At 69.0% G+C, this 21,175-nt stretch carries 17 protein-coding genes; 11 read left to right on the forward strand and 6 right to left on the reverse strand.

Features of this window, described 5'->3' with window-relative positions:
* Positions 1–182 precede the first annotated feature (182 nt).
* From FHU35_RS19210 to FHU35_RS19230, 5 genes are all read left to right on the forward strand, one after another.
* Positions 183–1,877, forward strand: a complete 1,695-nt coding sequence (locus tag FHU35_RS19210) for a sensor histidine kinase (RefSeq protein WP_145741706.1) — start codon at positions 183–185, stop codon at positions 1,875–1,877.
* 74 nt (positions 1,878–1,951) lie between these two features.
* Positions 1,952–2,392 carry a roadblock/LC7 domain-containing protein gene (locus FHU35_RS19215; RefSeq protein ID WP_132684740.1) on the forward strand — a complete coding sequence of 147 codons (441 nt, stop codon included), beginning with the start codon at positions 1,952–1,954 and terminating at the stop codon, positions 2,390–2,392.
* Between the two features lie 2 nt (positions 2,393–2,394).
* Positions 2,395–2,754 carry a DUF742 domain-containing protein gene (locus FHU35_RS19220; protein ID WP_145741708.1) on the forward strand — a complete coding sequence of 120 codons (360 nt, stop codon included), beginning with the start codon at positions 2,395–2,397 and terminating at the stop codon, positions 2,752–2,754.
* Positions 2,735–3,307 (forward strand): GTP-binding protein, encoded by a 573-nt coding sequence (locus tag FHU35_RS19225; protein WP_145741710.1) that lies wholly within the window; start codon positions 2,735–2,737, stop codon positions 3,305–3,307. The genes FHU35_RS19220 and FHU35_RS19225 overlap by 20 nt, the downstream gene beginning before the upstream one ends.
* A 33-nt stretch (positions 3,308–3,340) precedes the next feature.
* Positions 3,341–3,901, forward strand: a complete 561-nt coding sequence (locus FHU35_RS19230) for a GAF domain-containing protein (protein WP_145741712.1) — start codon at positions 3,341–3,343, stop codon at positions 3,899–3,901.
* A 110-nt stretch (positions 3,902–4,011) separates the two neighbouring features.
* On the opposite strand, the gene FHU35_RS19235 is transcribed toward FHU35_RS19230, so the two are convergent.
* Together FHU35_RS19235 and uvrB are read right to left on the reverse strand one after the other, a co-directional pair.
* Complete coding sequence (locus tag FHU35_RS19235; protein ID WP_145741713.1) at positions 4,012–5,571, reverse strand: acyl-CoA dehydrogenase family protein; 1,560 nt, start codon at positions 5,569–5,571, stop codon at positions 4,012–4,014.
* Between the two features lie 726 nt (positions 5,572–6,297).
* Positions 6,298–8,478: an excinuclease ABC subunit UvrB gene (gene uvrB / locus FHU35_RS19240; protein ID WP_281290249.1), complete on the reverse strand. Its 2,181-nt coding sequence runs from the start codon at positions 8,476–8,478 to the stop codon at positions 6,298–6,300.
* A gap of 192 nt (positions 8,479–8,670) precedes the next feature.
* Between uvrB and FHU35_RS19245 the strand changes: the two genes are divergently transcribed.
* Together FHU35_RS19245 and FHU35_RS19250 are read left to right on the forward strand one after the other, a co-directional pair.
* Positions 8,671–9,267, forward strand: coding sequence for a ribonuclease FAU-1 family protein (locus FHU35_RS19245; protein ID WP_145741715.1), 597 nt, complete (start codon positions 8,671–8,673; stop codon positions 9,265–9,267).
* A 132-nt stretch (positions 9,268–9,399) separates the two neighbouring features.
* Positions 9,400–9,879 (forward strand): hypothetical protein, encoded by a 480-nt coding sequence (locus tag FHU35_RS19250; protein ID WP_186459510.1) that lies wholly within the window; start codon positions 9,400–9,402, stop codon positions 9,877–9,879.
* A gap of 21 nt (positions 9,880–9,900) precedes the next feature.
* Here FHU35_RS19250 and coaE read toward each other — a convergent pair whose 3' ends face one another.
* A complete protein-coding gene (gene coaE, locus FHU35_RS19255) occupies positions 9,901–11,088 on the reverse strand; it encodes a dephospho-CoA kinase (RefSeq protein ID WP_145741717.1) in 1,188 nt (395 codons plus the stop codon).
* Between the two features lie 181 nt (positions 11,089–11,269).
* On the reverse strand, positions 11,270–12,787 hold the full coding sequence (rpsA, locus tag FHU35_RS19260) for a 30S ribosomal protein S1 (protein WP_145741719.1): 1,518 nt from the start codon (positions 12,785–12,787) through the stop codon (positions 11,270–11,272).
* Between the two features lie 304 nt (positions 12,788–13,091).
* Here rpsA and FHU35_RS19265 point away from each other — a divergent pair, with 304 nt between their 5' ends.
* The 4 genes from FHU35_RS19265 (at position 13,092) to FHU35_RS19280 (ending at position 17,744) form a co-directional block, all read left to right on the forward strand.
* The gene (locus FHU35_RS19265) at positions 13,092–13,949 is read left to right on the forward strand and encodes a class I SAM-dependent methyltransferase (protein ID WP_145741721.1); all 858 of its coding nucleotides are present in this window, start codon (positions 13,092–13,094) and stop codon (positions 13,947–13,949) included.
* Between the two features lie 141 nt (positions 13,950–14,090).
* The gene (locus FHU35_RS19270) at positions 14,091–15,023 is read left to right on the forward strand and encodes a GNAT family N-acetyltransferase (RefSeq protein WP_145741723.1); all 933 of its coding nucleotides are present in this window, start codon (positions 14,091–14,093) and stop codon (positions 15,021–15,023) included.
* Between the two features lie 47 nt (positions 15,024–15,070).
* Positions 15,071–15,706 carry an ATP-binding cassette domain-containing protein gene (locus FHU35_RS19275; RefSeq protein ID WP_145741725.1) on the forward strand — a complete coding sequence of 212 codons (636 nt, stop codon included), beginning with the start codon at positions 15,071–15,073 and terminating at the stop codon, positions 15,704–15,706.
* Between the two features lie 16 nt (positions 15,707–15,722).
* Positions 15,723–17,744, forward strand: coding sequence for a YhgE/Pip domain-containing protein (locus FHU35_RS19280; protein WP_145741727.1), 2,022 nt, complete (start codon positions 15,723–15,725; stop codon positions 17,742–17,744).
* Positions 17,745–17,807: 63 nt separating this feature from the next.
* Here FHU35_RS19280 and FHU35_RS19285 read toward each other — a convergent pair whose 3' ends face one another.
* Entirely contained in the window at positions 17,808–18,197 is a 390-nt protein-coding gene (locus FHU35_RS19285) for a VOC family protein (protein ID WP_145741729.1), read from the reverse strand.
* Between the two features lie 239 nt (positions 18,198–18,436).
* The gene (gene polA, locus FHU35_RS19290) at positions 18,437–21,082 is read right to left on the reverse strand and encodes a DNA polymerase I (protein ID WP_246110474.1); all 2,646 of its coding nucleotides are present in this window, start codon (positions 21,080–21,082) and stop codon (positions 18,437–18,439) included.
* Between the last annotated feature and the right edge of the window lie 93 nt (positions 21,083–21,175).

The following is a 21,175-nucleotide window of genomic DNA, read 5'->3' on the forward strand; positions in this document are numbered from 1 at the left end:
GCCGTCCATCCGCTCAATGGCGGCATCGTTGGGCGGAAAGGTCCAATTCAGCGGCCGAGCGCACTATCATCACGCCGAGTGATACTTTTGATCATTAGTGGAGCACCAGTAGTCCCCGGTGACGCCCCCGACTTCTCGGCACTGCGGTGCCCGTCACCGAAACCCCCGTACCAAGGACGCTGATGTCTGAAAGCCCCTTACCCGCGATCCGAACCGACCGAGCCCCCGAAGCACCTCCCCACAACGATCTTCGGGCGAAGCTCCAGCGGCTGGTCGTGGTGTCCCTGGCAGTGACGGCGCTGATCGGGATCGCCACGGCGGTCGCCCTGGTCTTCGTCCCGCCACCTGAACTGCGCTACACCGTGCTGGCCGTCGGCATCGTCGCCAGCATCGCCGTCGTCGTCGGCGGATACCTGCGCACGAACGCGCTGGCCGAGACGGTCGACGCCCGGATCCACGAAGCCGGCAACGAGGCCCAGGCCAGGCTGCAGGAGTCGCTGCGCAACTCCCACCAGTGGATCGAGTCCCTGCGAGGCACCGTCGCCCAGGGCACCCGCGAACTCCCCCACCTGGTCGAGCAGATCCAGGCCGGCCAGCAGCCCGCGCCCAAGTGGCCCACCGGCGAGCCCGTCACCGGCAGCCCCTACGAGCAGCTCGCCCACGAACTCCGGCAGGCCCAGATGGCCGTCGAGTTCGCGCTGGTGCGCATGCAGAGCGAGCCGGCCCAGACCAACGTCGATCCCGGTGTCGCGGTCTTCGCCAACCTCGCGCGGCGCGTGCAGTCCCTCGCCCACCGAGCCATCCAGCGGCTCGACGAGCTGGAGCAGCAGGTCGAGGACCCGGACCTGCTCAAGGGCCTGTTCGCGGTGGACCACCTGGTCACCGGCGTGCGCAGGCAGGCGGAATCGCTCGCGGTGCTCGGTGGTTCGATGCCGCGGCGGCAGTGGAGCAAGCCGGTCGCGATGTACACCGTGCTGCGCTCCGCGGTCGCCGAGGTCGAGCACTACGCCCGCGTCAAGGTGATCCCGCCGGTGGACGGCACGCTGCACGGGCACGCCGTCGCCGACGTCATCCACCTCATCGCCGAGCTGGTGGAGAACGCCACCGCCTTCTCCGAGCCCGACACGCAGGTCAGCATCAACAGCCAGATCGTCACCGCAGGCCTGGCCATCGACATCCGCGACCGCGGTCTGGGCATCGACCAGCGCAACCGGATCACGCTCAACGGGCTGCTCAACAACCCCGACGAGGTCGACCGGGACGCCCAGCTGCGCGACGGCCGCATCGGCCTCTACGTGGTGGCGCAGCTGGCTCACCGCCACCACATCGGCGTGGAGCTGGAGAACAACATGTACGGCGGCACCGACGCGCACGTGGTCATCCCCAACAACCTGCTGGGCGAGACCGACGACGAGCCGGACGACACCGCCGCGCAGAGCTCCAGCAGCGTGCTGTCGACCTTCGAACCGCAGGTCAACGGCCACAATTCGGCCACGTCGATGATCCCCGCCCCGCAGACGTTCAACAACGGTCGCCACACCGGCCAGCAGCCGGTCTACGCGACCGGACCGCAGCCCGCGGTCCGCGAGGAGCTCCCCACCCGGCAGCCGCAGAACCCCTACGGCCGTCACTCCGGCGCTGTGCCGGAGGCTCCGCCCATCACGACGTCCGGCCCCAGCAACGCCGACAACGCTGAACGGCCCGCGCTCCCCAGGCGCGACCGCACCCGCAGCTACCTGGTTCCGCAGCTCGCGGAAGGGTCCTCCGCACCCGAGCCCGAGGAGAAGCCGCAGGGCGGGCCCAGCCCGAGCCTGTACGCGTCCTTCCGCTCGGGTGTCGAAGGCGGCGCGTCGGACGACAGACCGGGCCAGGGCTGACCCGCACCGCCACACCCCTCCCCCGCACAAGATCTGCCCCGCGCAGTGAGAAGAGTCAGGAGACGTTTTCCACAATGGCCAATGACGCAGCGGGCTCGTCGTCCGACCTGAGTTGGCTACTCGCCGACCTGCTCCGACGAGTCCCGCACACCCGCTGTGCCCTGCTCGCCTCCACGGACGGAATCAAGCGGTACTACAGAGGCCTGGACAACGACGAGGCCGACGCCCTCGCCGCGTGGGCCGCCGCGCAGTGCTCGCTGGCCCGCAACGGCGGTCGCCGGTTCGGCATGAACGGCGGCGGTGTCCGCCAGGTCGTGGTCGAGTTCAACGACCTGGTGGTGTTCGTCTCCGCCGCCGGTAGCGGAGCCGTCCTCGTCGTGCTGGCCACCCCGGAAGCCGACGCGGCCGTGCTCGGCTACGAGATCGCCCAGCTCGTCAAGCGAGTCCCGAACCACCTGGCTACCCCCATGCGGCAGCCCACCGCCGCGCGGAGCGCCGGTGAGATGGGCAGGTGAGCATGCCCGGCCCCACGGACAAACCTTGGCTGGACAACGAAGCCGGCCCGCTGCTGCGCCCGTACTCGCTGACCAACGGACGGACGGAGCCCAGCGAGCCGCTGTCCCTGCAGTCGCTGGTGCGTTCCACCGGGCGGTTCTCGCCGGACCGGATCGAACCCGTCCACGCCAAGATGCTGAACCTGTGCCGGCACGCCACCTCCGTCGCCGAGGTGGCCGCTCACCTGCGGCAACCTGCCGTAGTCACCAAAGTGCTGCTCTCCGACCTCATCGACTGGGGAGCGCTCACCACCCACGCACCCGCCGACGTGCCGCAGCGCGATCAACTGGAGGCTTTGCTGAATGGGCTCCAACAGCTCTGAGCCATTCCCGACCTCGTTCAAGTTCCTCATAGCGGGTGGGTTCGGAGTCGGAAAGACCACGTTCATCCATTCGGTCAGCGAGATCGAGCCGCTGACCACGGAGGAGACGCTCACCGTCGCCAGCGTCGGACACGATGACCTGACCGGCGTGGGAGACAAGACCACGACCACCGTGGCGATGGACTTCGGTCGAATCACGTTCAACCCGCAGAACATCGTCCTGTTCCTGTTCGGCACTCCAGGGCAGGACCGCTTCTGGTTCATGTGGGACGACCTGGTCGACGGCGCCCTGGGCGCGGTCGTGCTCGCCGACACGCGCCGGTTGGAGGACTGCTTCGCCGCCGTGGAGTTCTTCGAACGGCGCGGCATCGACTTCCTCGTGGCGGTCAACCAGTTCGAGAACGGCTTCCGCTACCAACCCGAGGAGGTACGGCAAGCACTGGACATCAAACCCCACATCCCGGTCGTGCTCTGCGACGCGCGCGATCGCCGTTCCGCGGCCTCGGTGCTGGTTCAGCTGATCGAGCACGTGATGGTGGCCCGCGCCCTGTAACCCCCGAATCCCCCACCGAAATCGGAGCCTCTCGTGACGACTTTCGATGCTGCCGGACACCGGCACCTCAGTCCCGTCGACTCGCACGCGCACGAGCGCGCGGCGCGGCTGCGTCAGCTCGGTCTGGGCGACGCCGCCGATCCGGAGTTCGACGCCTTCGCGCAGCGGGTCGCGCAGTCCCTCGGCGTGCCCAACGCGATGGTCAACTTCATCAGCGACACCCACCAGTACCTGGGTGGCCTGTTCACCAAGGCTTCGGGGATGGAGGAGCCGAAGTCCGACATCGACCCGCGTTCGGCCCCGATGGAGACGGGCTACTGCCCGCACGTCATCGCCCGTCGGATGGCGCTGGTCCTCGAGGACGTCTGCGACTACCCGCGCTTCGCGGGAAACGACGTCGTGGACAAGATGAACGTCCGCTCCTACCTGGGTGCTCCGCTGATCGACCGGACCGGCATGGCGCTGGGAACGGTCTGCGTCATCGACAGCGAGGTGCGCCCGTGGGGCCGCGACGGCCTCAACGCCATCAAGGCGCTGGCCGGCGAGGGCGTCGAGCTGGTGCACCGGCGCGAACGCGACCTGCAGGCCGGCTGAACACCACAGGCGAGCACGAGGGCGGGACCGGCACGGCGGTCCCGCCCTCGTGCGCTCTGCCGGGGTCCGCTACCCGCAACGCCGAGCGGAGCGGGTAGCGGAACGGACGCTCAGCCGCGCCGCAGGAGCAGGTCCAGGTCGTGCTGGATGCCGGGCCTGCGTTGCTCGACGTTGCCGATGGACTCCTCGAAATCGCCGATGTAGCGCGCGAGCTCGTCCGCGGTGGGGAGTTCCACGAACGGCCTGCTGTCCTCCGCGGCCTGCAGCTTGCCGAGCAGCTGCTGCTCGGTCCAGGACGCCGTGTGGGCGAACATCGAGGAGCGGTGGCGCCCGTCGGCGGAGAGCACCGCGACGATCGCCCAGCAGGCCAGCTCACCGATCTGGTTGGCCAGGATGTGGCGTTGCCGGCCGGTGGTGGTCGTGGTGGTCGCCAGCTTGTCGATCCGGGAGATGTACTCGCCGAGCGTGTGGTCCACGTCGAAGTCGTCGAAGACCGAGAAGAACTGCTGCGGGTGCTTGAGGATCATCGAACCCAGGTAGACCGTGATGGCCTCGGTGGTTCCTTCGAAGATCCGGAACAGCCGGTAGTCCCGGAAGAACTGCCCGACCACGTTGGTGTCGACGAACCCGCGAGCGCCGAGCAGCTGCACGCAGCGGTCGACCACCTGCCACATCAGCTCGCAGCCCAGGATCTTCGCCGCGAAGTAGAACGGTTCCGGGACCTCGCGGCCCGAGTCCAGCCGATCGACGATGTGCTCGGTCAAGGTCTCCACTGCTTGGATCGCAGCCACGGATTCGGCGATGATCTGCTGGATGCGGCCGTTCTCGGCGAGGTTGCCGGTGGCCACCTCGCGACGCCGGGCGAAGCGCTGCGTCAGCTCCAGCGCCCGCATCGCGGCGCCGACCGAGCCGGCGGCCAGCATGAGCCTGCCGTGGGTGAACGCGGTCTTGGCCGCGAGCAGGCCCTTGCCCTCCTCGCCGAGCAGGCGCTCGGCCGGGACGTGCAGGTTCTCCAGGCTGAGGCTGTTCTGCGGAACGGCCTTGAGGCCGAGCGTGATGACCTCCGGCCCGCGCACGAAACCGGGCGAGGAGGCGTCGACCAGGAAGCCGGTGATCCCGGCGTCCTGCCCGTTCTCATCGGTCAGACGCGCGAATACGTTGACGTAGCTGGCATCCGCGCCCAACGAGATCCACTGCTTGCCACCGTTGAGCACGTAGGAGCCGTCCGGCCGCTTCGTCGCGCCGGCGGAGATCGACCGCACGTGCGAACCCATGCCGTGCTCGCTGATCGCGCTGGTCACCAGCCTGCGGCCTTGCGCGAGTTCGGGCAGCACCGCCGAGCGCACGTCCTCCGAGGCGAAGTCCTGGATCGGCGGGACCCCGAGCGTGTTGTGCACGGCGAGCAGGATCAGCAGGTTGCAGTCGATCGCACCGGACTGCCGCCACACTTTGACGGTGTCGGAATGCGAGAGCTCCTGACCGTGATAGCGCTGGGGGATCTGAAGGCCGAGCAGGCCCGCGTGAGCGAGGTCGGGAATCAGGGACAGGTGAAAACCTCGACGTTCGTCCGCGCGACGGGAGTCGAGTTGCTCCCTGCTGTATCTGCGCAGGAAGTCGAGCATCTCCGACGCCGGGCCGGGGTCCGGGGAACCGCTTTCGGTCGACTCCATTTCCGACAGGTCCTTCCTGGAAAAGCACTCGCGAGGGGGACAGTTCGCGAAGAGGGGGTTGTTTTCGCAGGCGCGTTCGATCCGACGAACCCGGTCGCACCGGTATTTCGGCACGCGTTGATTTCCGCGTTCGTCATCTCATGTGCGTTCCGCTGATGTGAAAGGCGACCCCGGCTTCAGACGTGCGCAGTACCGGTCCGGGCAGTGGGGGTGCCCGGAGCGCGACGACAACGTCGCTCTACCGGCGAGTGGGGGGTGGCACGCCGTCGGCTGTGGGGAGGCCAGGTTGCCGGGTCCTGCTGAGTTCACGCCGTGCAGGCCGGATCCCGGACCGGATCGGCGAAGGACCTCGGAGGGAACGAGTCCTTGGCGACCGACCGGGATCCATCTCGAAAACTCCGTTTCCTGGCGCGTCCAGCAGCATCCACGTGAGCACAGCAGGAGAGCGAAATTACCTCACCTCACCAATGCGGGGTACCCCCTTCTCGGTGAGCTGAACAACGGAAAGTAATCGCTGCTGGTGGACGGAGTCTGAGAATTCTGTGAGCAAATCGACCCCGCTCGCGAGCAGTTTCCACAAAGGCGAATCCACTGTGGACCAGAACGCGAATACTGCGAGGTCATGCCCATAACTCGCCAGTAATCGAGGTGACGCTTCCGCTTCTCGGCAACGCGGAGAGGACCCGTGCGCGGAGAGCGAGAGCTTGATCACCTTCCGCGCACGGTTCATTCGATGCCCGCGGCGTCCATCCCCCGGATCTCCTTCTTCAGATCGGCGATCTCGTCGCGCAACCTGGCCGCCAGCTCGAACTGCAACTCCCGCGCGGCGTTCATCATCTGGTCGTTGAGCTGCTGCACCAGGTCGGCCATCTCGGCGCGCGGCATCGCCGAGATGTCGCGGTCCTCCAGCAGGCCGGCACTGGACACCGCCTCGCCGGAGGGCTTCTTGCCGCGCGAGGTGTTGCGGCCCGAGCCGCCCACCGCCACCGACTCCTCGGTGTCCTCCGCCTCGCTGTAGACGCGGTCGAGGATGTCGGCGATCTTCTTGCGCAACGGCTGCGGGTCGAGACCGCGCTCCTCGTTGTAGGCGGTCTGCTTGGCGCGGCGCCGGTTGGTCTCGTCGATCGCGTGCTGCATCGAGTCGGTGACGCGGTCGGCGTACATGTGCACCTGACCGGACACGTTGCGCGCGGCACGACCGATGGTCTGCACCAAGGAGGTTCCGGAGCGCAGGAAGCCCTCCTTGTCGGCATCCAGGATGGACACCAGCGAGACCTCCGGGAGGTCCAGGCCCTCGCGCAGCAGGTTGATGCCGATCAGCACGTCGTACTCGCCGAGCCGCAGCTGCCGCAGCAGCTCCACGCGCCGCAGCGTGTCCACCTCGGAGTGCAGGTAGCGCACCCGGATCCCCAGCTCCAGCAGGTAGTCGGTGAGGTCCTCGGCCATCTTCTTGGTCAGCGTGGTCACCAGGACGCGCTCGTCGCGGTCCGCGCGCTCGCGGATCTCGTGCACCAGGTCGTCGATCTGCCCCTCGGTGGGCTTGACGACGACCTCCGGGTCGATCAGACCCGTCGGGCGGATGACCTGCTCGACGAACTCGCCGCCCGCCTGAGCCATCTCGTACGGCCCGGGCGTGGCCGACAGGTAGACGCTCTGACCGATGCGGTCGGAGAACTCCTCGAAGGTCAGCGGCCGGTTGTCCAGCGCGCTGGGCAGGCGGAAGCCGTGCTCGACCAGCGTCCGCTTCCGGGACGCGTCCCCCTCGAACATGCCGCCGATCTGCGGGACGGTCTGGTGCGACTCGTCGATGACCAGCAGGAAGTCGTCCGGGAAGTAGTCGATCAAGGTCGCCGGGGCCGAACCCGCCTCACGGCCGTCGATGTGCCGCGAGTAGTTCTCGATGCCCGAGCAGAACCCGACCTGGCGCATCATCTCGATGTCGTACTGGGTGCGCATCCGCAGCCGCTGGGCCTCCAACAGCTTGTTCTGCTTCTCCATGCGTTCCAGCTGCTCTTCCAGCTCGCCCTCGATGGCGCGGATCGCCTTGTCCATCCGCTCCGGGCCCGCGACGTAGTGGGTCGCGGGGAAGATCCGCAGGTCCTTCACCTCGCGGACGATCTCGCCGGTGAGCGGGTGCAGGTAGTGCAGCCGGTCGATCTCGTCGCCGAAGAACTCGACCCGCACGGCCAGCTCCTCGTAGGCGGGGATGATCTCGACGGTGTCGCCGCGCACCCGGAAGGTCCCGCGGGCGAAGGCGATGTCGTTGCGGCTGTACTGCACGTCGACCAGCGCCCGCAGGAAGACGTCGCGATCGATCTCGCCGCCGACCTCCAGCGGGATCGCGCGGTCCAGGTACGACTGCGGCGTGCCCAGGCCGTAGATGCAGGAGACCGACGAGACCACCACGCAGTCGCGGCGGGAGAGCAGGTTCGAGGTGGCGGAGTGGCGCAGCCGCTCGACGTCCTCGTTGATCGAGGAGTCCTTCTCGATGTAGGTGTCGGTCTGCGGGACGTAGGCCTCGGGCTGGTAGTAGTCGTAGTAGCTGACGAAGTACTCCACGGCGTTGTCCGGGAAGAACCCGCGCAGCTCGTTGGCCATCTGGGCGGCCAGGGTCTTGTTCGGCTCCAGCACCAGCGTCGGCCGCTGCACCCGCTCCACCAGCCACGCGGTGGTGGCTGACTTGCCGGTACCGGTGGCACCGAGCAGGACCACGTCCTTCTCACCGGAGTTGATCCGCCGCTCCAGGTCCTCGATCGCCTGGGGCTGGTCACCGGCGGGCTCGTAATCGCTGACCATGCGGAACCGGCCGTCGGACCGTGGGATGTCGCCGACCGGCCGGAACTCGGAGTGCGCCCGCACGGAGTCGGCGTCGTCGTCTTCCGGGGTTCGCTCAGTCGCAAAAGCCACGGCCCCAGCGTACGAGCACCCACCGACATCATGTTGCGTCACGGGGTGCTTTCGCGGCGATGAGGGCGGACAATGGTTTACGTCACCGGCCCCGACCGATGGGAGGTGACCTGCGAACAGTGGCAGAGAGAGAGCGGGCGCGACGGGATTCGAACGTCGCGCCCGTCTCGTGCGAACGCCTAGAGTGTGCGTGTGACCACTCAGCGGGAGATCGCCGAGCGTCTGGGACTGCCCGTGCATCCGCCGAAGACCGAGGTGTTCGACCTCGCGGCGGGCACCAACACCGACCCCAAGGGCCACGTGCGCACCGTGAGCCGCTTCCGCCGCGAGCCCTTCGGGCTGTACCTGGCCAGGCCGCTGCCGGGCCACCCGAGGCTCGCCGCCCTGGAATCGTGGCTGCTGCCCGCGCTCGGACTGCGGGTGACGCGCTGGTACTGGCGGCCCGGCCACGAACGCGACATCGATCTCTACCTCGATCTCGTGGACGTCGAATCGGGTGACGGCGAGTGGCGGACCGTCGACCACTACCTGGATCTGGAAGTGCGCCAGGGCCGGGGACTGGAACTGCTCGACGTGGATGAATTCGTGCTCGCGGTTCAGTCCGGACTGCTCGACCCGACGACCGCCGAGCGTGCGATGCGGCGGTCGTGCGCGGCCATCGAGGGCATCACCCGCTGCGGCTACGACCTGCCGAAGTGGTTGCGCGACAACGACATCGAGCTGTCGTGGGGCGGACAACCCACCCAAGATCCCGTACCCGAGCCGCGTTCGCTACCGCCATCGGAGTGATCATGAGCGGGGCTTGCCGGCGCCGGTCGACCATTGCAGAAAAGTTATGTTAAAACCCGGTACTGATGATCACGTTGCCGGTTTTCGCGGCTACTCTCTGATTCTGTGAGCGCTGCGATTTCCCCCAAACTGATGGAAGTCATCGACCTCTTCAGCTCGCAGCGCAGATATCCGTCCGGCCACGTGCACCGGCTGGAGGCCTGCCACGTCGAGCGGTGGGGGCTGGCCGTGGAGTGCCCGACTCCACAGGCCCCGGAGCACGACGTGGAGATCACCTGGTTGCTGGCCGACCTGGGCCTGCGACTGACGAAGTTCCGGCCGCGCAACCGGCACTCCCGTCCGAGCCCGAGCACGCTCACTGCGGTCACCATCAGCCACGACACCCGGTCCTGGGCCACCACCAACCTGCTCCTCGGGCTGGAGATCCCGGACGAGGGCCGCCCGCGCATCACCAGGGCGGCCGAGTTCGCCTCCGCGGTGGCCACCGGAACCATCCGGCAGAGCGAGGCCGACTACGCGTTCCAGACGGTCCACCGCACCCTCGACGAGGTCAGCCTTCACCGGTCGATCAACCAGTGGCTCGCCTACCGAGGCATCTTCGACCCCTGGTGAACCGCCCCGCTCCCGCCGGGGTCAGGGGGTCCAGTGCGTGGCGTCCGCCCAGGTCATGGCCCTGGGGAGGTTGGCGATGAACCACGGCTCCTTCGCCTCGGCGTAGCCCTGGTGGTCCGGGTCGTCGGCGTGGGCTTCGGCGACCTGACGTTTGGTGGCGAGGTAATCCTCGCGGGCCTGGGGGTCGGCTCGCAGCCACGCCGGGAAGAGCAAGGCCACCCGCCAGGCCGCCGTACCTTCGACTCGGATGTGCAGGTTCACGTATCGACCGGGGTCCGCTGCGGCGTGGATCCGCTTGGACCACTGCTCGGGTTCCGGGGCGAAATCGTGCGCCGGGTCGCTGTCGAGGCCCTGCAGCAGCGGGAAGCCCGCCTCGTCCAGCGGTTCCGCCAGCGCGTCGGCGTCGGCGAGAGTCCGGACGGTGAGTTGGAGGTCGATCACGTCCTTGGCGGGGATCGGCACCGAGGTCGAGCCGACGTGGTCGACGCGCACCGCGCGCTGCCCCGCCGCCCGCTCCACGCGGGCGATCAGCCGCCGGGCCTGAGCCGCCCACTCCGGATCCGGGTCGACGAGGGTCGGTGGCTTCTGCGCGTTGCGCTGGTGCAGCCTCAGGTTCCGCTCGAACGGCACCAGGCGTTCCTTCCACAGCTCGTCGACTCGCGCGAGGAGGTCCTCGACCTCGCCACCGTTGTCCAGCCACACGTCGGCGACCTCGCGGCGCTGCTCCTCGGTGGCCTGCGCGGCGATGCGCGCGCGTGCGTCCTGCTCGGCGAGCCCGCGGCCGACCAGCCGCTGCACCCGGACGTCCTCGGCGGCGTCGACGATGAGCACCAGGTGGTAGTTGGGGGCGTATCCCGCCTCCACCAGCAACGGGATGTCGTGCACCAGCACGGAATCAGCGGGAGCCTCGGCCATCCGGCGCGCGGTGAGCTCGGCGACCCTGGGGTGCACGATCGCGTTCAGGTCGAGCCGGGACTGCTCGTCGGCGAACGCCTTGGCCGCCAGCGCGGGCCTGTCCAGGGCGCCCGAGGAGTCCAGGACGTCCTCGCCGAACCGCTCGATCAGTTCGGCCAGCCCCGCGCTGCCGGGCTCGACCGCTTCCCTCGAGAGCTGGTCGGCGTCGATCACCACCGCGCCCAGCTCGGCCAGCCGCCGAGCCACCGTCGACTTGCCCGATCCGATGCCTCCGGTCAAACCCACGCGCAACATGCGCTACATCCTGCCAGGTGATCATCGCTCTGTGAGGGGGCAGTTCCGGTCCGAATTGACCGGGGCGAAGAGGACATCGATCATGGGCGGTTCGGACCAGAACCGCCCCTGGACGCGAATCGGCCCCGCATCCACGGGGGATGCGGGGCCGATTCAGGCCTCAGCCTTCAGGCTTCAGTGCTCACGCACCACCGGAGAGCTTCTCGCGGAGGGCGGCCAGCTGGGCGTCGCTCGCGAGCGAGCCGCTGTCCTGCTGCTCCTCGTTCGACGAGGAAGCCGAGGAGTAGTTGCCGCCACCGGTCGGAGCCGGCTGCTCCTCGCCGCCACCGGCGGCCGCGGCAGCCGCGGCCTCGGCGTCGGCCTGGCGAGCCTTGGTGATCTGCGCGATGTGCTTCTCGAAGCGGGTGTGCGCCTCGGCGTACTGGCGCTCCCACTCCTCGCGCTGCGTGTCGAAGCCTTCCTGCCACTCCGCGGTCTCCGGGTCGAAGCCCTCGGGGTAGATGTAGTTGCCTTCGTTGTCGTACTCGGCAGCCATGCCGTACTGGGTCGGGTCGAACTCCGAGTCGGGGCTGAAGCCCTCGTTGGCCTGCTTCAGCGACAGGGAGATCCGGCGACGCTCGAGGTCGATGTCGATGACCTTGATCATCACCTCGTCGCCGACCTGGACGACCTGCTCCGGGATCTCCACGTGGCGCTCGGCCAGCTCGGAGATGTGGACCAGGCCCTCGATGCCCTCGTCGACGCGGACGAACGCACCGAACGGCACCAGCTTGGTGACCTTGCCCGGCACGATCTGGCCGATCGCGTGGGTGCGGGCGAACTGACGCCACGGGTCTTCCTGGGTCGCCTTGAGCGACAGGGAGACGCGCTCGCGGTCCATGTCGACGTCGAGGACCTCGACCGTGACCTCCTGGCCGACCTCGACGACCTCGGACGGGTGGTCGATGTGCTTCCAGGACAGCTCGGAGACGTGCACCAGACCGTCGACTCCACCGAGGTCGACGAACGCACCGAAGTTGACGATGGAGGACACGACGCCCTTGCGGACCTGGCCCTTCTGCAGCTGGTTGAGGAACTCGCTGCGGACCTCGGACTGGGTCTGCTCCAGCCAGGCGCGGCGGGACAGGACCACGTTGTTGCGGTTCTTGTCCAGCTCGATGATCTTGGCTTCGAGCTCGCGGCCGACGTAGGGCTGCAGGTCGCGGACGCGGCGCATCTCGACGAGGGAGGCCGGCAGGAAGCCGCGCAGGCCGATGTCGAGGATGAGGCCGCCCTTGACGACCTCGATGACCGTGCCCTTGACGGGCTCGTCCTTCTCCTTGAGCTCCTCGATGGTGCCCCAGGCACGCTCGTACTGGGCGCGCTTCTTGGAGAGGATCAGTCGGCCTTCCTTGTCCTCCTTCTGGAGAACAAGGGCCTCGACGAAGTCACCAACGGTGACGACCTCGGCGGGGTCGACGTCGTGCTTGATCGACAGTTCCCGGGACGGGATGACGCCCTCGGTCTTGTAGCCGATGTCAAGCAGCACCTCGTCACGGTCGACCTTGACGATGGTGCCCTCAACAATGTCCCCATCGTTGAAGTACTTGATGGTCTGGTCGACGGCGGCGAGGAAGTCCTCCTCCGTCCCGACGTCGTTCACTGCGACCTGCGGCTTGGTGGCGGCTGCAGTCGGGACGGTGGTGGTGTCGGTGGACATCAGGTGGGTTGCTCCGGTACGGATAGGCTGGTCGTTGGTTCTACGTTTGTTCCGCGTCGTGGCCGGTTCCGTCAAGCCCGACTAGTAGCCGGACCTGCGGATTCCGCTTTGCCGACCGGCCTTCGCCACCCGGCGCGAACCGGGACGCGGAAGCCGATGAGAAAAAGACCCACGGCGCGGGCGGTATCGTACGCGCTTTCTCGATCGCCAGGCAAACTGCGGTACCCCTGGACGGCAGACGGGCTTCGGACGCACGACACAATCTCTTCACGTCCGAACCACGACGACCATCCCGGGGGAATCCATGACACGTCTCGACGAGCCGGAAAACGCCAGCTCCCACAATAGCTCGGCGGAGCAGCGGCTGGGGACGGTCGGTGTGCGCAAGCGCGGCGTGGATGCCACCGAGTCACGTTCGGCGAACCGGCTGTGGTGGGACGCCGACGCCGACGACTACCAGGCCGAGCACGGCGGCTTCCTGGGCGACGACGACTTCGTGTGGTGCCCGGAGGGCCTGCGCGAGGAGCACGCTCGACTGCTCGGCGACGTGCGCGGCAAGAAGGTCCTGGAGGTCGGCTGCGGCGCGGCGTCGTGCGCGCGCTGGCTGGTCGGGCACGGCGCCGAGGCGGTCGGTCTGGACATCTCCGCCGGGATGCTGCGCCACGCGAGGGACGCCTCCCGGCGCAGCGGCACGCCGGTTCCGCTGGTCCAGGCCAGCGCTGATGTGCTGCCCTTCGCCACCGACAGCTTCGACCTGGCCTGCTCCGCCTTCGGCGGCATCCCGTTCGTGGCCGACGTGGGCGCGGCGTTCCGCGAGGTGGCCCGGGTCGTGCGACCGGGAGGCAGGTGGGTGTTCGCCGTCACGCACCCGATGCGGTGGGTCTTCCCGGACGATCCGGGACCGACCGGCCTGACCGCCACGAACTCCTACTTCGACCGGACCCCCTACCTGGAGATCGACGGCGACGACCGCGCGACCTACGTCGAGCACCACCGCACGCTGGGCGACTTCGTGCGGGAGCTGTCGGAGGCCGGGATGCGGTTGACCGATCTGATCGAACCGGAGTGGCCGAGCGGGCACACTCAGATCTGGGGTCAGTGGAGCCCGCTCCGCGGGAGGCTGTTCCCCGGCACCGCGATCTTCGTCTGCACGCTCGAGTGAACTGGTCCCCGGCTCGGCCCCTCCAGCCGCGCGGGTGGCGCGGCCGGGTGATCACGTGGCGGAAGAGGAGCGGCTTCGTCGTTCGATCAAGGTCCACGCCCGCGCTGCCGATGCGCGGGCCGCAGAGGTGAGGAGCCCGGGGTGGCGACCGCGCAGGATTTGATGAAGGCCCAATTCGCGCGGTTCGCCGCTCTCGATCCGCAGCTGCCGCAGGACCAGTTCGTGCCTTCCGACGCCGAGCCGGTGGCGGCGCGCACCGCCGACGGGCACGCGGTGGCCGGGTTGGTGACCCGCACGACGAACGCGGACGGTTCGGCGCGCGGTCTGTGGCAGGCGGGCGAGGCCTTCGAGCTGTTCCCGATCGTCGGCGAGCACCCGCGCGGCGGGATGGATTCGCTGCTGGACGCGTGGCGCGCGTGGCTGGGCGAGCAGGACGACCCGGGGCCGAACTCGTCGGCGATGGTGGTCTGGCCGAGCCGGGACGTGCAGGCCACGAGGGCGTTGCTGGATCACGGCTTCCTCCCGCTGTCGGTGCTCGCGGTTCGATCTCCCACCCCGGTAGCAGATACGGAACTATCTGGTACCGTAATAGTGCGTCGCGCCGGACCGGCCGACCTGGACGCCGTCGTCGAGCTCACGCTCGCCGAGCTCGAGTACGCCGCCCTCGTCGGAACCGCCACGTACCGCTCCGATGCCGCGCAGCTGAAGCGGACCGCCGCTCGAGTGCGTCTGCACTCCGACGATCCGGTCTGGCTCGCGGAGCAGGACGGCACGCCCGTCGCGGTCGCGGAATGCGGCTGGGTCGACACCGGCAAGCCCCCGCGGGCTTACCGGCTGCGCCCCGGCTCGTGGGCGTACGTCAACTGCGTGTCCGTGCACGAGAAGGCGCGCGGCACCGGCGTCGGCCAACAGCTGATGGCGGTGGCGCACAACGAGTTCGTGCGTCGGGGAGCCGAAGGCAGCTTCCTGTACTACAACCCGCCCAACCCGCTCTCCTCGGTGTTCTGGCCCCGGCAGGGATACCGGCCACTGTGGACGATGTGGGAGATGCGCCCGGCAACCGCACTGCGCTGACCCCGTCCCGGGGCCGCGCGGCAGGCTCCGAGAATCGAGGAGAAGGCGTGGAGATCGTCGCCACCGGCGTCGAAGTCGTCGGCGCGCACGGGCCGCTGCTGGCCCCGACGTCGCTGCGCGTCACCGACGGGCAAACCCTCCTGGTCACCGGCGAAGCCGGAACGGGCAAGACCGCGCTCGCGCTCGCCCTGTCCGGGCGGCTTAAGCCCAGCAGCGGAAGCGTCCGCCTCGACGGCTCGGCGAGCGCCGACGCGCTGCGGCGCGCCGTCGCCGTCGTCGACGCGCCGCAGATCACCGAACCTGACGACGCGCTGCAGGTCACCAACGTCGTCGCCGAAGGGCTTTCGCTCGCCCGGCGCCGATCGACCCGCCGCAGGGTCCGCAACTGGCTGGCCGAACGCGAACTGCCCGGTGACGTGCGCTTCGAGAACCTCACCGCGCACCAGCGCACCCGACTGCTGATCGACCTCGCCTGCGAGTCCCGCACCGCCCGCGCGCTGGTGCTGGACTGCCCCGACCGGCACGGTCACGACCCGCAGCACTGGTACGCCGCAGCCACCGCCCGCGCCGAGGCGGGCATGGCCGTGGTCGTCCTGTGCTCCACGCACTCCGCCGACAAGCTCGGCGCACCCGCCGTCCGCATCGGCGCGGACGAAACCCAGAAGTCCACTTCGGCCGGTTGATACCTGAAGGTCCGTGATGACTACTTTCCGGCTCGCCGCAACGGAATTGCGACGACTCACCTCGGGCAAGCTGCCCAAGCTCGCGCTGCTCGCGGTCACCCTGGTGCCGCTGCTCTACGGCGCGATGTACATCTACGCCAACTGGGACCCCTACGGGAAGCTGGACTCGGTTCCCGCGGCGGTCGTCATCGACGACACCGGTGCCGAGAAGGACGACGGCCAGCCGCTCCGGGCCGGCGAGGACGTCTACGACGAACTGCTGGACTCCGGCACGTTCTCCTGGACGCGCACCGACCTCCAGCACGCCCAGGAGGGCGTGGCCAACGGCGACTACACCTTCGCGCTCGTGGTGCCCCGGGACTTCTCCGGCGCCCTGGTCTCCCCCGCCGATTTCGAGCCGCGGCAGGCGAAGCTGCAGCTGGTCACCAACGACGCGAACAACTACCTCGTAGGCACCATCGCCGACAAGCTCGCCGGTGAGGTCCGCAAGGGCGTGGCGGCCAACGCCGGGTCGACCGCCGCCGAGCAGTTCCTGCTGGGCTTCTCGACGGTGCACGACAAAACCGTCGAAGCCGCCAACGGCGCGGGGCAGCTCGCCGACGGCGCCGGACGGCTGCGCGACGGGCTCGGCCAAGCCGAGCAGGGTGGCACGCAGCTGTCCGACGGCGCGCACCAGCTGCTCTCCGGACAGCAGCAGCTGGCCTCGGGAGCCGACCGGCTCGCCGACGGAACCGGCCGGCTGCACACCGGACTGCAGACGCTGCAGTCCTCCACCGCCCAGCTGCCCGAGCAGACCGCGAAGCTGGCCGACGGCGCCGAGAAGGTCGCTCAGGGAAACGAGCAGCTCGCGCAGAAGGCCGACGTCGTCGGCAACGCCGCCCAGAGCGTCGTCGACAACCTGGAGCAGACCAAGGCGCAGACCGCTGCGCAGCTGCGCCAGGCCGGCGTCGACGAGGCCACCGTGCAGCGGATCGTCAACGGGTTGGACGAGCTCGGCAGCCCGGCCACCGATGCCAACGACAAGCTGCAGACGCAGGTCGGGCAGATCAACATGCTGTCCGACGGCGCCCGCCAGGTCGCCGACGGCAACCGCGCGCTGGCCAACGCCACGCCGCAGCTGAGCAACGGCATCCAGCAGCTCACCAGCGGCGCTGGGCAGGTCGACGACGGCGCGGTGCAACTGCGCGACGGCCAGCAGCAGGCGCTGTCCGGCACCAGCAGGCTCGCCGACGGCGCGGACCAGCTCGTCGGCGGTGCCCAGCAGCTCCACGACGGGTCCGGCCAGCTCGCCGACGGGTCGAACACGCTGGCCAGCGAACTCGGCAAGGGTGCCGGCGACATCCCGAACCCGGACGACAAGACCCGGCAGGCCACCGCCGACACCATCGGCGACCCGGTCGCCGTCGACACCCAGGCGCAGGTCAAGGCCGACACCTACGGTGCCGGGCTGGCGCCCTACTTCATGGGGCTGGCCCTGTGGGTCGGCGGGTTCGTGCTGTTCCTGCTGATGCGGCCGATGTCCAACCGCGCGCTCGCCGCCGGCGTCGCGCCGTGGCGCGTCGCGCTGGGAGGCTGGCTGCCCGCCGCGCTGGTGGGCCTGGTGCAGGCGGTCCTGCTGCACGTCGTCGTCGTGTTCGCCATCGGCGTGCACCCGGCGCACCCCTGGTCGACGCTCGGATTCCTGATCCTGACCTCGCTCGCCTTCACCGCCGTGGTGCACTCGCTGAACGCGGCGTTCGGCCCGAAGGGCAAGTTCATCGCGCTGGTGATCCTGGTCCTGCAGCTGGTCACCGCGGGCGGCACGTTCCCGTGGCAGACCATCCCCGAGCCGCTGCACCCGCTGCACCAGGTCCTTCCGCTGGGTTACGTGGTGACCGGCTTGCGGCACCTCATCTACGGCGGCGCGGAGGGTTCGGTCGCGCAGGCGGTGGCAGTGCTGCTCTGCTACCTCGTCGCGTCCCTGCTGCTCACCACGATCGCGGCCTGGCGCCAGCGCGTCTGGACGCCGAGCAGGCTCAAGCCGGAACTGTCCCTGTAGGAGACGACGAACGCCCCGGAGCCGCGAAGCTCCGGGGCGTTCTCGCGCACGACGGCGAGCGGGTCACTCCTCGTCGTAGCGGGCGATCTCGATGAGGTTGCCGTCGGGGTCGCGCAGGTACAGCGAGGTGATCGGGCCCTGGGAGCCGGTGCGGCCGACCGGGCCCTCCTCGATGCGGACCTCGTTGTTGCGCAGGTGCTCCTGCACGTCGGCGAGAGCCTGGCTGGTGATGAAGCACAGGTTCGCCGAGCCCGGGACCGGGTGAGTCGCGGTCGGTTCGACCAGCTCGGACGCCGCGTGCAGCTTGATGGTCTGCTCGCCGAAGCGCACCGCGCGCCGATCACCGGGGAACTCCACCGGCTCCATGCCGAGGACGTCCCGGTAGAACTCAACCGCCGTGTCCACATCGGCGACGGTGAGGACCAGGTGGTCGACTCGGTCGATGCTGATCATGCTCCTCCTCGGGGTCGGCGCGGTTCGCGTTCGGGGCGCACCGCGCCCTGGTGACGCCCCGCCGGCCACAACGCCGCAGCAGCCGAACCTGGCCGGAGCGTGTAGCGCAGGTTATCCGCACCGGTGTTCGGCACCCGCTGTCGGGCCCCACCGGCGGTGATGTCCGCCATTGCACAACACCGCAGCGCTGCGTCAACCCCGGAATGAACGTTCCGTGATCGAGTCGAAATCACCTTCGATCAGTGCGCGGCGGAATCCCACGACCGGCCGAAGCCCACCGAGACCTCCAGCGGCACGTCCAGCGGGTACGCCGAGCCCATCTGCTCGCGCACCAGCTTCTCCACCACGTCCCGCTCGCCGTCGGCGACCTCGATGATCAGTTCGTCGTGCACCTGCAGCAGGGTCCGCGAACGCAGCCCTTCGGAGGACATCGCGGAGTGCACGCCGAGCATGGCGACCTTGATGATGTCGGCGGCGCTGCCCTGGATCGGGGCGTTGAGCGCCATCCGCTCGGCCATCTCGCGGCGCTGGCGGTTGTCGCTGAGCAGGTCGGGCAGGTAGCGGCGGCGGCCCATGATGGTGGAGGTGTAGCCGTCCTTGCGGGCCTGGTCGACGACCTCGCGCAGGTAGTCGCGGACCCGGCCGAAGCGCGCGAAGTAGGCGTCCATCTGCGCCTTGGCGTCCTCGGCGGAGATCCGCAGCTGCTGCGCCAGCCCGTAGGCCGACAACCCGTAGGCCAGGCCGTAGGACATCGCCTTGACCCGGCGGCGCAGCTCCTGGTCGACCTCCCCGATCGGCACGTCGAATGCCTGCGAGGCCACGTAGTTGTGCAGGTCCTCGCCGGTCTTGAACGCCTCGATGAGCCCCGCGTCACCGGACAGGTGCGCCATGATGCGCATCTCGATCTGGCTGTAGTCGGCGGTCATCAGCTCGGTGTACTCACCGCCGACGACGAACACCTCGCGGATCCGGCGGCCCTCTTCGGTGCGGATCGGGATGTTCTGCAGGTTCGGCTCGGTCGACGACAGCCTGCCGGTGGCCGCGATCGTCTGGTTGAAGGTGGTGTGGATCCGGCCGTCGTCCGCGATGGACTTCGCCAGACCCTCCACTGTGGTCTTGAGCCGGGTGGCGTCGCGGTGTTCCAGCATGTGCTGCAGGAACGGGTGCTCGGTCTTCTCGAACAGCGTCTGCAGCGCCTCGGCGTCGGTGGTGTAGCCGGTCTTGGTGCGCTTGGTCTTCGGCATGTTCAGCTCGTCGAACAGCACCACCTGCAGCTGCTTCGGCGAACCGAGGTTGATCTCCTTGCCGATGACGGCGTAGGCCTCCTGAGCGGCCTGCTTGACCCGCGCCGCGAAGCGCTCGCCCAGCTCGGCGAGCTGCTCGGCGTCCACCGCGATGCCCGCGCCCTCGAGCTCCGCGAGCACCAGCAGCAGCGGCAGTTCGAGGTCGGTGAGCAGCTTCGTGCTGTCGATGCCGGCGAGCTCGGTGTCCAGCGCGTCCGCGAGCTCGGCGACGGCGCGAGCCCGCAGCAGTTCGCCCGCGGCGGCCTTCTCCTTGCTCTCCGCCTCGTCCTCCAGCAGCGACAGCTGGCCGTCGTCGGAACCGCTGTCGGCGCGCAGCTCGCGCTGCAGGTAGCGCACGACCAGGTCGGGCAGCTCGAAGGAGCGCTGACCGGGGCGCACCAGGTAGGCCGCCAGCGCGGTGTCGCTGGTGAGCCCGGCGAGGGTCCAGCCGCGGTCGCGGACGGCGTGCAGCGGGCCCTTCACGTCGTGGGCGGCCTTGGGCAGCTCGGCGTCGGCCAGCCAGGAGGCCAGCGCCTGCTCGTCCTCACCGGTCAGCGAGGTGACGTCGACGAACGCGCCCGCTCCGTCGGCGGTGGCCAGCGCGAGACCGGTCAGGTCGCCGTGGCCGCGCGCCCAGGTTCCGGTGAACGAGAGGCCGACCCGGTTGCCGCCGCGCGCGTGCTCGCCGAGCCAGGCGGCCAGCTTACCGGGCTGGACGACGCCGCCGGTGATCTCGAAGCCCTCTTCGACCTCGGGTTCGGCGCTGGAGAGCGTGGCGAAGAGGCGGTCGCGCAGGACCCGGAACTCCAGGTCGTCGAACAACCGGTGCACCGCGTCGCGGTCCCAGGCGCGGACCTCCAGCTCGTCCGGCCCGGCCTCCAGCTCGACGTCGCGGACCAGCTCGGTGAGCTGGCGGTTGAGCAGCACCGACGACAGGTGCTCGCGCAGGTTGTCGCCCGCCTTGCCCTTGACCTCGTCGACCCGGTCCACGAGGCCGGCGAGGGACCCGAACTGCTGGATCCACTTGGTGACGGTCTTCTCCCCCACCCCCGGGATCTTGGGCAGGTTGTCCGACGGGTCGCCGCGCAACGCCGCGAAGTCGGGGTACTGCTCGGGCGTGAGGCCGTACTTGGCCTCCACGGCCTCGGGCGTGAACCGGGTCAGCTCGGACACGCCCTTGGTCGGGTACAGGACGGTGACGGCGTCGGTGACCAGCTGCAGCGCGTCGCGGTCGCCGGTGCAGATGGCGACCTGGAACTCGCCGTCGGTGGCCTGGGTGGTCAGCGTGGCGATGACGTCGTCGGCCTCGTAGTTGTCCTTGCTCAGCACCGGGATGTTCAGCGCGCCCAGGATGTCCTGGATGAGGCTGACCTGACCCTTGAACTCGTCGGGGCTGGCGCTGCGGTTGGCCTTGTACTCGGTGAAGGTCTCGCTGCGGAAGGTCTTGCGGGACACGTCGAAGGCGACCGCGAGGTGGGTGGGCTGCTCATCGCGCAGCAAGTTGATCAGCATCGAGGTGAACCCGTACACCGCGTTGGTGTGCTGCCCCGTCGCCGTCTGGAAGTTCTCCTTCGGCAGGGCGTAGAAGGCGCGGTAGGCCATCGAGTGGCCATCGATCAACAGCAGGCGTCGGTCCTCGGAATGCGTCACGGCCGCGAGTTTAGGCTGAAGCTCTGACAGCCAGTACCGCAGGCG

Source organism: Saccharopolyspora dendranthemae, from assembly GCF_007829955.1.
Classification (GTDB): domain Bacteria; phylum Actinomycetota; class Actinomycetes; order Mycobacteriales; family Pseudonocardiaceae; genus Saccharopolyspora; species Saccharopolyspora dendranthemae.

What these genes read in the sequence shown, in the direction of transcription:
- coaE (WP_145741717.1), bottom strand. Translation starts at nt 11,088, where the DNA reads ATGTTGCGCGTGGGTTTGACCGGAGGCATCGGATCGGGCAAGTCGACG.
- FHU35_RS19215 (WP_132684740.1), top strand. Translation starts at nt 1,952, where the DNA reads ATGGCCAATGACGCAGCGGGCTCGTCGTCCGACCTGAGTTGGCTACTC.
- FHU35_RS19285 (WP_145741729.1), bottom strand. Translation starts at nt 18,197, where the DNA reads ATGATCAGCATCGACCGAGTCGACCACCTGGTCCTCACCGTCGCCGAT.
- FHU35_RS19280 (WP_145741727.1), top strand. Translation starts at nt 15,723, where the DNA reads ATGACTACTTTCCGGCTCGCCGCAACGGAATTGCGACGACTCACCTCG.
- FHU35_RS19225 (WP_145741710.1), top strand. Translation starts at nt 2,735, where the DNA reads ATGGGCTCCAACAGCTCTGAGCCATTCCCGACCTCGTTCAAGTTCCTC.
- FHU35_RS19210 (WP_145741706.1), top strand. Translation starts at nt 183, where the DNA reads ATGTCTGAAAGCCCCTTACCCGCGATCCGAACCGACCGAGCCCCCGAA.
- FHU35_RS19220 (WP_145741708.1), top strand. Translation starts at nt 2,395, where the DNA reads ATGCCCGGCCCCACGGACAAACCTTGGCTGGACAACGAAGCCGGCCCG.
- FHU35_RS19235 (WP_145741713.1), bottom strand. Translation starts at nt 5,571, where the DNA reads ATGGAGTCGACCGAAAGCGGTTCCCCGGACCCCGGCCCGGCGTCGGAG.
- FHU35_RS19250 (WP_186459510.1), top strand. Translation starts at nt 9,400, where the DNA reads ATGGAAGTCATCGACCTCTTCAGCTCGCAGCGCAGATATCCGTCCGGC.
- FHU35_RS19265 (WP_145741721.1), top strand. Translation starts at nt 13,092, where the DNA reads ATGACACGTCTCGACGAGCCGGAAAACGCCAGCTCCCACAATAGCTCG.
- polA (WP_246110474.1), bottom strand. Translation starts at nt 21,082, where the DNA reads ATGGCCTACCGCGCCTTCTACGCCCTGCCGAAGGAGAACTTCCAGACG.
- rpsA (WP_145741719.1), bottom strand. Translation starts at nt 12,787, where the DNA reads ATGTCCACCGACACCACCACCGTCCCGACTGCAGCCGCCACCAAGCCG.